The sequence below is a fragment of the Acinetobacter guillouiae genome (assembly GCF_002370525.2).
GTDB lineage: Bacteria > Pseudomonadota > Gammaproteobacteria > Pseudomonadales > Moraxellaceae > Acinetobacter > Acinetobacter guillouiae.
Window position 1 is genome coordinate 3,938,291 of sequence record NZ_AP014630.1, and the last position, 13,348, is coordinate 3,951,638.

9 protein-coding genes are annotated in these 13,348 nt (G+C 39.9%); 3 read left to right on the forward strand and 6 right to left on the reverse strand.

The window, feature by feature from the left end; all coding sequences use genetic code 11:
- Nucleotides 1-47: 47 nt before the first annotated feature.
- The 6 genes from AS4_RS18295 to AS4_RS18320 all read right to left on the reverse strand — a co-directional run bounded on the left by AS4_RS18295 (nucleotide 48) and on the right by AS4_RS18320 (nucleotide 10,770).
- The gene (locus AS4_RS18295) at nucleotides 48-2,195 is read right to left on the reverse strand and encodes a TonB-dependent receptor (RefSeq protein ID WP_096735108.1); all 2,148 of its coding nucleotides are present in this window, start codon (nucleotides 2,193-2,195) and stop codon (nucleotides 48-50) included.
- 322 nt (nucleotides 2,196-2,517) lie between these two features.
- Nucleotides 2,518-4,548 (reverse strand): NAD-dependent DNA ligase LigA, encoded by a 2,031-nt coding sequence (gene ligA, locus AS4_RS18300; RefSeq protein ID WP_096735109.1) that lies wholly within the window; start codon nucleotides 4,546-4,548, stop codon nucleotides 2,518-2,520.
- A gap of 78 nt (nucleotides 4,549-4,626) precedes the next feature.
- On the reverse strand, nucleotides 4,627-5,643 hold the full coding sequence (locus AS4_RS18305) for a cell division protein ZipA C-terminal FtsZ-binding domain-containing protein (protein ID WP_096735110.1): 1,017 nt from the start codon (nucleotides 5,641-5,643) through the stop codon (nucleotides 4,627-4,629).
- A gap of 1 nt (nucleotide 5,644) precedes the next feature.
- A complete protein-coding gene (gene smc / locus AS4_RS18310) occupies nucleotides 5,645-9,097 on the reverse strand; it encodes a chromosome segregation protein SMC (RefSeq protein WP_096735111.1) in 3,453 nt (1,150 codons plus the stop codon).
- A 13-nt stretch (nucleotides 9,098-9,110) separates the two neighbouring features.
- Nucleotides 9,111-9,806 (reverse strand): GntR family transcriptional regulator, encoded by a 696-nt coding sequence (locus AS4_RS18315; RefSeq protein ID WP_004724049.1) that lies wholly within the window; start codon nucleotides 9,804-9,806, stop codon nucleotides 9,111-9,113.
- A 160-nt stretch (nucleotides 9,807-9,966) separates the two neighbouring features.
- On the reverse strand, nucleotides 9,967-10,770 hold the full coding sequence (locus tag AS4_RS18320) for a sulfite exporter TauE/SafE family protein (protein WP_096735112.1): 804 nt from the start codon (nucleotides 10,768-10,770) through the stop codon (nucleotides 9,967-9,969).
- A gap of 30 nt (nucleotides 10,771-10,800) precedes the next feature.
- Between AS4_RS18320 and AS4_RS18325 the strand changes: the two genes are divergently transcribed.
- From AS4_RS18325 to AS4_RS18335, 3 genes are all read left to right on the forward strand, one after another.
- The gene (locus AS4_RS18325) at nucleotides 10,801-11,556 is read left to right on the forward strand and encodes a biotin--[acetyl-CoA-carboxylase] ligase (RefSeq protein ID WP_096735113.1); all 756 of its coding nucleotides are present in this window, start codon (nucleotides 10,801-10,803) and stop codon (nucleotides 11,554-11,556) included.
- 302 nt (nucleotides 11,557-11,858) lie between these two features.
- Nucleotides 11,859-12,590: a type III pantothenate kinase gene (locus AS4_RS18330; RefSeq protein ID WP_004724053.1), complete on the forward strand. Its 732-nt coding sequence runs from the start codon at nucleotides 11,859-11,861 to the stop codon at nucleotides 12,588-12,590.
- 86 nt (nucleotides 12,591-12,676) lie between these two features.
- Entirely contained in the window at nucleotides 12,677-13,348 is a 672-nt protein-coding gene (locus tag AS4_RS18335; RefSeq protein WP_096735114.1) for a toxin-antitoxin system YwqK family antitoxin, read from the forward strand.

A 13,348-nucleotide genomic window follows, 5' to 3' on the forward strand; every position in this document is an offset into this window, starting at 1 on the left:
TCATGAAAAAGGCTTTTTGGCTTATAGCGTTCAATATCAGCTAAGGCTTAGAAATCAAAAGTCACACCGACTTTATAAGTTCTTGCACCACCGACTAAAGCATAGTTTGAATTAAATACACCTTCCCAATATTTTTTATTGGCAACATTATCAACATTGGCAAGGAATGTGGTATTTACCCCACCAAGTTTGGTTTTATAGCGAGCGCCTAAGTCAACAATCGTATAGTCTGGTAGTTCTAGCGTATTCTCTTCATTCAAATATTGCTCACTCACATAACTTACACGAGTATTGACATGCAGCCCCTCAACCTTAGGAATGGCATAATCAAGCCCTAAAGAAGCAGTAAAATCGGGTACACCATATATTTTATTACCTTCGAAAGCGACCTTCGCTGATTTCACATATTCAGCATCGATATAGGCCAAATTCCCCATCACAGATAAAGTATCTGTAACATTGCCAGAGAATGACCATTCCACCCCACGAGAACGCGTTTCAGCATCATCGTTGACTTTATTACTTATGCTGTCCAGATAAGCCTCAGGCTTTTTAATCTGATAAAGCGCCAAAGTATTTAACCACGAACCCAACTGATATTTTGCGCCTAACTCATATTGCTTGGTTTGATAAGGTGCAAGTGTCTCACCTCTATTTGTCGCAGTTGGATAGGTCGTTTCTGAGACCGTTATCCCTTCAGCTAAGCCTTCGACATAGCTTGCATAAAAAGATAAATCCTCACCAAATGGTTTGACAACAATCCCCAAACTTGGTGATAGCTTATCTGCACTATAAGCTGATTTTTTGACAAGATTCTTAGTATCGATATCTTGATAACGTCCACCTAAAATCAGTTGTAATTTATCATCCAACATTGAAAGCTGATCCGTTAAGGTATAACTCACATACTCATTATCACCATAAGGAACAATTTCTGGATAGGTTGTTGGCATTGTTCCTGTATTTGATGGATCATATAAATTGGTCGTAAACCCTGAACTGGTTGCGGCTCTATGTTGTGAATATTTGCGGGTTAAATAATCAGTACGCAATCCCAAAGTATGCTTGATCGCACCTGTATCAAATTTTGCTTCAAAGCCTGCATTAGCAGCGGTATTATGTTCTTTTGATCCCACTCGATAATATTGTGAGGTTGCATTTCCATTTAAATTATTGACAATCATACGTGTGCCAAAAAGGTGACCATCATATGATTTTTCTACATATCCAACGCCTGCAAATGCTTTTAAATCAGGGGTAAATTTATATTCTCCTGACAAACCTACAAATTGGCTGTTGGTATTGCCTTCTAAGTTTGAAAAGTAGTTTAAATCCCCTTTAGGTGCTGCAAGTACATGATTAACACTGCCCTTGCCACCCATAGCGACCATTGCAGGTGAACCGCCTTTACGATTTCCTTTGACCGCATAAGCATCTAAATTAATCTTTAGTTTATCCGTGGTGTAATCCGCAGCAATTGCCCCTAGAGCTTGACGATCATTCATTCCATCAATGATATGTTCACCATCTGCATAAGCGCCATTCACACGTACACCAAACTCCTTGTTCTCACCAAAACGACGAGATACATCAAAGCCTGATTGATAATATCCTTCATCTTGAAACGATGCAGAAACTCGGGTGAGTTCTTGATCTGCCCGTTTAGAATGCCCCATCACAATCCCGCCCACACTGCCTGTAGGTGCAACACCTGCAACCAATGCATTTGGACCTTTAAGTACAGTCACTGACTCTAAAAATTCCGTAGGCATCCGACCATAAGGTGCAACACCATAAAAGCCGTTATAATTTAAATCCTCATGATTGACATCGAAACCACGGATTTTAAAGTTTTCATTTAAATGCCCTTGATTGGTTGTGGTTCGAATACTGGCATCATTTTTTAACACCTCCCCCGCCGTGTTTGCTTGTTGATTTTCAATCAATTGTGCTGAATAAGAGGTGATACTAAACGGCGTATCTATAATTTTCTTATTTCCCAATGGCCCTAAATCTGTATTTTTTTGCAAAGCACCGTTGGCAAATGTTGGTTTTTCTTGTTCTTTTTCAGCAGCGACTTTAATCGTAGGCAAAGCAGTAATTTCATCATTTGCCCAAATTGTTTGTGTAAGTCCCCCACCAAAAAGCACGATAGAAATAGAATTGACTAGAAATGTTCGAGAAAAATTTTTCATATAAATAATAAGACACTTTTCAAATGATAATGATTATTATATAGACTTTCACTATTGTTAAGAATTGTAATTTCTCATCTAAAGTTAAGTTTAATGGAAAATTCTAATAAATAAGAATTATTATCATATAGCGCAATAATGATAGAGCAAGCAACCTTGCGAAATGCAATCGCTAAAATACAGTGTGAAAAATTCTATTGAAAAATGATGACTTGTTGATTTGCTATCGCATCAGTCTTGAAATGATGATTTTAATTTTTGAAAACTGTAAAGATACAACAACTGTATCTTTACAGTAATTTTAGAGTTAATTTAAACGAATCTATGCCTGTCCATACTCAGCCATTAATGCTAAAAACTCCTGCTCATTCAGTACAGCGACTCCCAGTTTCTCTGCTTTTTCAAGCTTAGAACCGGCTTTTTCACCCGCAACCACACATTTGGTTTTGCTCGATACACTACCACTGACACGCGCACCCAGTGCTTGTAGCATTTGAGTCGCATCATCACGGCCCATGGTTGCCAATGTACCTGTAATCACCCAACTCTCACCATTTAAAGGCTGACGGGTGGGTGCAACGGGTGCATCCCAATGGATCTCTGCTGCAAGCAAACGATCAATCACTTCAAGGTTATGTGGAGCTTGGAAAAAATCAACAATCCACTCAGCGGTAATATCACCAACATCTGGAGTTTTCTTCAATGCTTCAAGATCAGCATAACGAATCGCATCCAGCGTCTGGAAAGTGTTGGCAAGCATACGTGCAGTCGTCTCGCCTACACCACGAATACCCAAGGCATAAATAAATGCAGCAAGTGTGGTTTTCTTACTGTTCTCAATCGCATCCAATAAATTTTGGACAGATTTTTCACCCATTTTTTCAATGGTCAGTAACTGTTCACGATGCTCATGTAAATGGTAAATATCCGCGACATCCTTTAACAGATCAAGATGCAACAGTGACTCTACCCAGCGATCACCGAGACCTTCGATATCCATCGCTTTACGTGAAACAAAGTGGCGAATGGCCTCAATACGTTGTGCAGAACAATATAAACCACCCGAACAACGTGCCAAAGCCTCACCTTCTGGCATTACGACAGGAGAAGAACATACTGGACAATTTTCAGGTAAATGTACTTCTGTCACGTCATTTGGACGGAATTCTAACCATACTTTCTCAACTTTGGGAATCACATCACCACTACGATAGACACTGACCGTATCGCCAATACGAACGTCCAGACGGTGAATTTCACCAATATTGTGCAAAGTCACATTAGAAACCGTTACACCACCCACAGCCACTGGATTTAAGCGTGCTACAGGGGTTAAAGTCCCAGTACGTCCGACTTGCCAATCAATATTTTCAACTGTTGTTAATGCTGCAACTGCGGGAAACTTATACGCCGTTGCCCAACGCGGTTCACGACTTAAAAAGCCCAGCTTTTGTTGTTGTTGAAGATCATCAACTTTGATCACCATGCCATCAATTTCAACCGCTAAATTCGGGCGCTCTTGATTGATTTGCTGATATTTTTCTTGTACTTCTTGAATACTTTCACAAATAAAATGACGTTCACCCACAGCAAAGCCAAAGTTAGTCAACCATTCAAGACTCGCTGACATCGACTCAATGCCATGATGCGGCTCACATTGTGCAATACCATAAGCATAGAATGCCAAAGGGCGAGATGCTGCAATACTTGGATCAAGTTGACGTAAACTACCTGCCGCAGCATTTCGAGGATTGGCAAAGGTCTTTTCACCCTTCGCTTCATTTTCAGCATTGAGTCGTTCAAAGCCTGCTTTTGGCATCAATACTTCACCACGAACTTCCAACAAGCGTGGTACTGCTACTTTATCCGAGGACAAGACTTTCGGTAAATTACGAATGGTTTTTACATTTTGCGTAATTACTTCGCCTGTTTCACCATCGCCACGGGTTACGCCACGTGTCAATACACCATTTTCATACCAGAGCGAAATCGCCAATCCGTCAAATTTTAGCTCGACATCATATTGAATCTTTTGATTGGGTAATCGTTCTTCAATACGGCGAGCAAAAGCAAATAACTCGTCCTGATTAAATACATTGCCCAAGGACAGCATCGGTACAGTATGGGTAATGGTTTCAAATTTAGACAGTGGTTTTCCACCTACTTTATTGATTGGGCTATCTGCCTGAACCAATTCTGGGTGTTGTTGCTCTAGAGCTTTGAGTTGGTGAAATAACTGATCATATTCACTGTCTTCAATACTCGGCTGATCCATCACATAATAAGCGTGATTATGTTTTGCAATGAGTTGAATCAATTGACGCATTTGCGTCACGACAGGATTATTTTCCATAAATTTTTTCACCATAAAAAGGCGGAATACTCCGCCTAAAATTCTGAATACCAATTATAAAGTAAATATGACGTTATGCTAAGCGTCATGTCCTGAACGATAATCGATCGCTTTATGGCGCCAATGCTCTTTCAGTTGTGGGGTAAATTCAAGATTGTTTTCATCATAGACCGTACCGTCTATTTCACGGGCAATTAAGCCAGCAATACTGACCATGGTATCAAAACCTTTTTGCACATCTGAATGAGGAAGTGCCAAGAAGAAAGCCAAACCTTGAACTTGTTCAGTCGATAAGGTTTCTAAATCAAAACCATCTGGACCATTGTCGGTGACACGTAATACAGAAAACAGTAAATGGCTTTCTTCCTCTGGATTCTCATAACGATGGAAGCAAGAGAGTTCACCAAAACGTAAACCATATTTGAGCAACATTTTTAAGGTTTTATCCCCAGACAGTGCTTTACGTGGATTCGGATAAACATTCAGCGCAATAATGGTTTCAGCCGTAGACAATACGCTTTCATCATCATATTTTTGTTGCTCATTTAAATGAACATCTAAAATACTACTTTCCTCATCAAACTCTTTGATTTCAGCTGTTTCAACATTGGCATTAAACTGAAACGCTTCCTCTTTGTCCTGACTGACTACGGCTTTGGCAGAATCGTTAGCTTGAGTCGTCGGTTCTGTTTGCACATCAAGTGCTTTTACAGACTCTGTTGCGGATTCAGTGCTTGCAACTGTTTCCGTCTTTTCAGTTTGTTGTGTAATTGCGGCATGCTCAAGCTCAGTTGACTGAACAACATTCGACTCCGCTGCTACATCCTCAATCTTTTGCTGTTTTTCATCTGCAACTTCGACCGAGTCTAAAGCAGTTAAATTCGGTTCAACACGCACTTGCTCTTGAGACTCACGGTCTGTTCGCAATTGATCTCGTACATGACGAGGAATTACCGGTTGTTTACAGTCTTCATTGATATGCAATTCAGACTCTAAAGAAGGTGCGGCATCATTGGGCTTTCGTAGCACCATCCTTAAACCCACCAGAATGATGATTACTGCAACAACAATTCCAATAATTGTGGTGACTTCCATACTACGACTCCGCGGCTAAACCGTATTCTCTTGCCTCTTCCAAATTCACAGTGACGAGCTTTGATGTGCCTGGTTCAGGCATCGTCACACCCAGCAAATCGGTTGCCATCGTCATTGCAACTTTATTATGTGTAATGTAAATGAATTGGACTTGATCAGAAAGCTCTTTTACTAAATTACAAAAACGACCAACGTTAGCATCGTCTAAAGGTGCATCAACCTCATCCAAAACACAGAAAGGTGCAGGATTCAAACGGAATATAGCAAATACCAAAGCCAATGCCGTTAATGCTTTTTCACCACCAGATAGCAAAGCCAATGAACTATTTTTCTTACCGGGTGGGCGTGCCATCAGCTTCACGCCAGACTGCCAATCATCTTCAAGGCTTAAACTGGCTTCACCACCATCAAAAACCTTTGGAAATAATACTTTTAATTCAGCATTGACCTGATCAAAAGTCCCCATAAATAATTTTTTGGTTTCTTGGTCAATGGTCTTCATGGCATCTTTCAATTGCCCAACCGTATTTTCTAAGTCTTGCATTTGATGGGTTAGATCTTCAAAGCGCTTAGAAACTTCTTCATATTCTTCTGAAGCGGCTAAATTGACCGCGCCTAATTTTTCAAACTGACGCTGTGCTTTCTCAAATTTTTCTTGATGTACAGGTAAATCAATCAACACGCCTTGCTTAACTTCAGCATTCATCTCTTTAAGTTGATCGGAATAATGCTGTAAATCTGATTTTGCCGATTGCCAAGCCAAACGTCGCTCTTCCAGTTTTGTACGCAATTGCTCATCATTTTGCTGATGCAAATGGCGCATTTCTGTAAGTTGTTGCTGTTTGGATTGAATATTATTCAATTCAACTTGCCACTCACTCCAAGTTTTTTGCAGTTTTTCAGTTTGTTGTGCCTGCTCAGCATATTGCGATTCTAGACTCGGCAATTCCAATTGAATTGGATCTACAAACTTCTTGGCTTGCTCCATTTGCGCAATAATTTGTTGATATTGCGTTTTAGAGAAGGAGAGGTCTTTGTCTAATAATTCAATTTGCTGTTTATTTTGTTCAGCTAGACGACGTGTAGTTTCAGAATCTTGCTGCTTAAGCTGTAATTGCTGTTGCTGTTCTTCAACCTGCTCATTGAGCTCATCCAATTTGAATTGCAAGGTTTTAAACTCAGGAAGATTTTGTTCAAGCTTGAGGATGACCGAGTGCATATCGATTTCAAGATCATCTTTCTGCATTGCATCTTCTTCAAGTTGCTCATCTAACTGTTGCAATTGGCTATTGAGCTGAACTTTCTGCAACTCAAATGCTTGTGAAGCACTTTGCTGCTTAGCAATTTGCACATCAAACTGTTGTAGCTGTTTTTGCTGATGTTTTAGCGTGTCTTGCTCTGTTTGGATCTGTTTTTGCAGGTCCAGCAATTGCTGATTTAAACTCGGTAATACAGTTTCAGCTTCAATCAACTGTGGTTGTAGCTGCGTAAGTTGTGTTTCAATTTCTTCAAGCCGAATACGATGACTGAGTGCACCCTGTGCGGCTTGGCTCGACTCATCAAAGAACAGACCAATCACCCAATCTTGACCGACATGATAACCATCCAGCGTCAATATGCTTTGTCCTGCTTTTAACTGTGCTTGTACAGCTAAAGCTTGAGCAAGGTTTTCAATTACAGCGACTTGATTCCACAATGAATACTGTGGAGATTCAATCCAATCTGCTAAACATGCCAATCCATTCAATTGAATTTTATCTTGCGAGCTTGATGCTTTAAGCTGACGTGCCACACTTTCTGCAAAATCTGCATCTTGATCAACAATATGAGCTGACAACCATTTGGCTAAAAACTTTTCAACCAGCTGCGCATGTACTTTGCCTTGCTCATTCAGCGTTAATACCTGCATCAATTGCACAGTATCAGCCTTGCTATTTACAGCACTCTTCGCCATTAATTGGGTGAGGTTTTTCTGTTCAGATTGCAACACTTGTACATCTGATTTTAAAGCTGAAATCTGAGTTTTTTGCTGATTAATGCTTTCCTGTAGTTGTTCAAACTGCTGCTTTGCTTGATTAATTTTTTGTTCTAATTCAACAATCACAGCTTGAATTGCTATTTTATCTTGCTCAAGTTGTTGAACATCTTCAGTTTGAAATTGACTTTGAACCTGAACAGCTTGGGTTTTTAAGGTGTCTTTCTGCTGCTCAATACGCGCTACATTTTTTGTAAGTTGTTCAATTTGCGCCTGCATTTGTGCTTTTTGCTGCTGTTGCTTTTCAACTTGAACTTTGACCTGTTCATACTGTTGTTGTGCTTGCAATTGCTGCGCTTTTAAATCGGTAAAGGCTTGGCTACGTTGTTGTGTTTCAGACTCAGCATGTTGTAAATGTTCAGTCTGCTGCTCCAATTGACTGTGCAAGGTTTCCAATTGCAATTCCATCAACTGAATCTTTTCTTTGGTTTGAGCTTTTTGCTGTTCAAAATTTCCCAAAGCTTCTGAGTTTTGTTGAAATAAACTTTGTTTCTGTTCCAAAGTCATTTTCAACTCAGAGAGTTTTTTCTCAGCTTGTTGCCACTCATTTTGCAAAGGTGTGGACTGTTGAATCAAGCGTTGGAACAACTCATTGGTTGACGTCAGATCGTGTTCCAAAGTACTCATGTCAGAGCGCACCAGTTTAAAGTGCTCCCCCAATTCGTTCATTTCAACCGTATACTGTTCTTGTAAACGGGAACTACGATCACACTGGAAAGACAGAATTTCAATCTTTAACGTACGAATTTCAGTTTCTAAGGTCTTATATTGAACCGCAGTTTCAGACTGACGTTTTAAGGTTTTAAGTTGTGATTTGAGTTCTGAAGCAATATCTTCGAGACGGTCTAAGTTCTGCGTGGTGTGTTCTAAGTGTTGTAGTGTTTCACGACGACGAGCCTGATAACGAGAAACCCCAGCAGCCTCTTCAAGAAAAATACGCATTTCTTCAGGTTTGGCATCAACCAAGCGGTTAATCATCCCCTGTTCGATGATTGCGTATGAACGAGGACCTAAACCTGTACCCAAGAAAATGTCGGTAATATCACGACGTCGGCACTTCGTACCATTAAGAAAGTATTCAGATTTTCCATCACGATTCACCTGACGGCGAACAGCAAGTTCAGTATACGCGTTATAAGCCCCACCTAATTTGCCATAGGTGTTTTCAAAGCGCAGTTCTACACTTGCCATACCTACAGGTTTACGTTTTGCCGTTCCTGTAAAAATAACATCCTGCATACTGCCACCACGGAGCTGACGTGCACTGGATTCCCCCATCACCCAACGGATAGCGTCAATCACATTGGATTTACCACAACCATTAGGACCTACCACCGCTGTACGGTTATCTTTGAATTGTAGTGTTGTACTATCGGCAAAAGATTTGAAGCCTGAAAGTTTTAAGCTGCTTAAACGCATAATGTCCTAGTAATTACCGACGCGATCTCCGCGCCCAAGCGAGTTCGATTTGTTTCATCCGTGTCAGAGATTCCAACACTAGATTACGTAAGTGTCGACAAAAATCTTCCATAAATAAAGTAGCTTGTTGTGATTTTCGGATTAAAATTGCGTCAATCACCAACTTAAGCAATTCTAAAGCTTCTTGAAGCTCGCGTCTTGAAGTATTTAAGGTTAAAAAATAACTTCTTCGTAGGGATGGTAACAACTCTTTATAAAATTTCATCAGGTAGGGATTCCCAACCATGTCCTGTTGCCCTGATAAAAATTGAAATATGCCATCATAAAACTTTTCAGTATTGCCTTGCTTCACCTGCTCAACCAAATGATTCATCATCTGCTGAATCGCTTCAGCCTCATGATTGCGCCATGTTTCACTCATACGTTGTACGATTTGACCTAATAACAATGCGCTGGTATCGAACAATGCACGGACTTGTTGTGCTGACATTTCTGAGACAATTGCGCCACGACGAGGATAAATTTCAATCAGATGGGTTCTTTCTAAAAGCAAAAGGGCTTCACGTACCGAGCCACGACTGACATCCAGTTCTTTGGCAATACGTAGTTCTTGTATTCTTTCCCCTTCAACCAACTCGCCACTAATAATTTGTTCACTAATATGTTTGGCAATCTGTTCTGAAAGGCTATCCACTTCTTCCGAATGCATATAATTCCTATCTTGGTTTATTATTCTTTACTTGGACAATGTCAATTGTCATTATTTTAGTTGTACCTGATTTAATTCAATTGAAACCATGACATTGTCCGACAATTTTAATGTATTTTAAGTCAACTCAGTGTTTAGAAAAAGTACCATTGATCGGAATCTACTTAGTAATACCTTGATAAATAAAATAAAGACCGACCACTGTAAGTAAGCATGCAAAGCATTTTTTCAACATCGCTGGAGAAAGTGCATGCGCCACCTTTGCGCCGAATTTGGCAGTGATAAAACTCATGACACTGATCCCAATAAAGGCATAGATATGGACATAACCAATTGAATTTTTAATTTCGGTTGGTTCTTGTGCACCAAAGAACATAAAGCCGAGCGCACCCGCAATTGCGATCGGTAAACCACAAGCTGCTGATGTTGCAACAGCTTTTTGCATCACCACACCATTTTTGTTGAGATAGGGAACGGTCAGACTTCCGCCACCAATACCAAAAATTGCCGATGCAACGCCAATTCCCCCACCAGCCAGCATTTGCATAGGTGCGGTCGGTAATTGTTTAGATTCATCGACTTTGACATTGGCCCCCTTAAACATTTTAAATGCCACCCAAATTGCAAAGGCACCAATAATCAGCTGTAAATGCTGACCTGATAAAATATCTGCAATACCAGCACCAATAAATGAGCCGATCACCAAACCTGGGGCTAAGTTTTTAAAAACATTCCAAAGTACGGCACCTTTTTGATGATGCGCTGTTACGGAACTAATTGAAGTTACAATAATTGTTGCAAGTGAAGTTCCCAATGCCATGTGCATAATGACCGAAGGATCATAGCCCATTTTGGTAAAGACCACATAGAGAATTGGTACAATAATTAAGCCACCGCCAACACCAAATAGTCCTGCGGCAAATCCTGCGATTGCACCAATACCTAAATATATGATTAACTCCATAAATGTTCCTTCACTCTTCTCAGATTCAACATGGATTTAGAGACTCGTCATCTTAGACAACTTCTTACACAAGCAAATGAACTCCCTGAAGTGCTGCTTTTAAAGCAGACGACAGCATCGACCAATGATGATGTGCGTGAAATTGCGCTCAGCGGCGTCAAGACAGTTTTGGTCTGTAGTGAAACTCAGACTCAAGGACGAGGTCAGCACCAACGGGAATGGGTTTCGCCAATTGGTAATATTTATTTAAGCACATTGCTTGAAACTCGAACACCCTTAGATGGGCGTTTAGCATTGGAAATTGCTTTAAATATCTTACAAATGCCAACACTTAAGAATTTACCAGCATTACAAATTAAATGGCCCAATGACCTATATAGCCCTCAAGGAAAGTGGGGCGGAATTTTGGTTGAACCCATTTCACCACATCAGGCCATTGTTGGAATCGGGATCAACTTATTTCCGATCCCCAAAGAAAATGTGACTCAACAAGCCACCTCGATAATGCAATTAGGCCTACAATTTCCAAATCGAATCCAAATCATTGCAGAAATGTATTTGGCAATTCAACAAGCTGGACAATGGTTTGATCATGGTTGTTATAACCTTGCAGCACGATTTAATCACTATGCTGCCTTTATGGATCAACAGGTTCATTTTGAACAAATTCAAAATTCAATTGAAGGTATTTTCAAAGGAATTTCTGATGATGGCGCACTGAATTTATTGACAGCTCAAGGCTTAGTCAATGTCTATCAGGGACGTTTACGCTTAGCTGAAGCATAAATAACGAGGTGATCTGTTGTCTAAAATGAGATGGATTGATCAAATGTATCGTGAAAAAGTGATCTGTAATTATTTAAAACAGGGCTTTTTTCGCTATACATTTCGCTATATATTGCGCAGTAATCGTATTGATCCAAAGATCATAGCAAACAGTTACTAACAGTACGGAACAACGTTCAGCAAAATGAACCGCAGGTTATTTGTCCTATTTGATTGATCAGATTGAGATGCTCTCTCAGTCGTTCAATATTTTCAAATAAAATAATTATGCAGATTGTGTTCAGTTTCAATTAGGCAAAATCATGAAAGCACTTTGGTTAGATATTGGAAATACCCGTCTAAAATATTGGATTACTGAAAATAATCAAATTATCCAACAGGCAGCAGAATTACATCTCCAATCCCCTGCGGATTTGCTATTGGGTTTAATTCAACATTTCCGTGGTTTAGGCTTAGACAAAATTGGAATTTCCTCAGTCCAAGATAAAAAGAACAATGAACGCATTGTCCAGATTTTAAAATTACTCGATATTCCCGTGACTTTTGCCAAAGTGCATGCTGAATATGCAGGATTACGTTGTGGCTATGACCATATAGAACAACTTGGGATCGACCGTTGGTTACAAGTTTTGGCTGTGGCGAAAGCTGATGATGACTTGTGTGTGATTAGCTGTGGCACAGCTTTAACGATTGATTTAACCCAAGGTTTACAACATTTAGGCGGTTATATTCTGCCTAACCTCTACTTACAACGTGATTCTTTAATTCAAAAAACCAAAGGTATTAAAATTCCAGATGCGGCTTTTTCAGAGCTAAGTCCTGGTCGAAATACCATAGATGCAGTACATCATGGCATTTTCTTGGGTCTGTTAAGCACCATTGAAAAAGTGCTTGAGCAACAACCACGCAAGCTTATTTTAACAGGTGGTGATGCCAATCTATTTGCACAATTTCTAGAGAAATATCAACCAAGAATTGAATCAGATTTATTACTCAAAGGCTTACAGTTCTATATAGATCGACAAACCGCTTAAACCTAAATACAATTTAATGGAAGATCAGCAATCTTCCATTTTTAATAAATAAACACAACCATAAACACGATAAAAGAGCAATCATTATGAAAACGATACCCTTACTGCTTAGTGCCTGTTTAATGAGCTTCACAATGGTGGGTTGTACCAGTTTACAAACCACGCACTCATCTTCAACAACCATGGCAACAACTGAACCTGTTATTGCTTACTTTGCTCCAGATGCAGGTGAAGAAGCCTGTGAGTGCGGCTTAGTCATGGATCAGGGTTATTCACTCACACCTGTAGAAAATGGATATTTCAGAAAATTATTAGGTCGTGATAAAGATGGCCGTTTCTTAGTTCAGGACTTCTATCAAAATAGCCGTAAAAAACAATCTGATCCCTTTTGGATTAAAGCCCCTCAAGGCTTAAATAGATTTGATAGTAAATATGTCGACGGTGAAGTTGTGGGCTATTTTGAAAATGGAAAAGTCAGCTTTAAATCGACCAGCCAAGACCAGAGATTAGTTGGAAAAACTGAAACGTACTATTCAAATGGTCAACTTGGGCTACAGGAAGAATATTCAGATGATCAGCCCATCGTTCAAAAGGTATGGTATGAAGATGGCAAACCTGCAGCTGAACTAGAATTAAGCCCAAGTGAAGATTATTCGATTCTAGACAGTAAGGTTTGGGATCAACAAGGCAATTTGATTCAAGATGAGCAACGCGCTCAGGAGATTCTTGACGAGCTTTATCAAAAGCTCAATCAATAA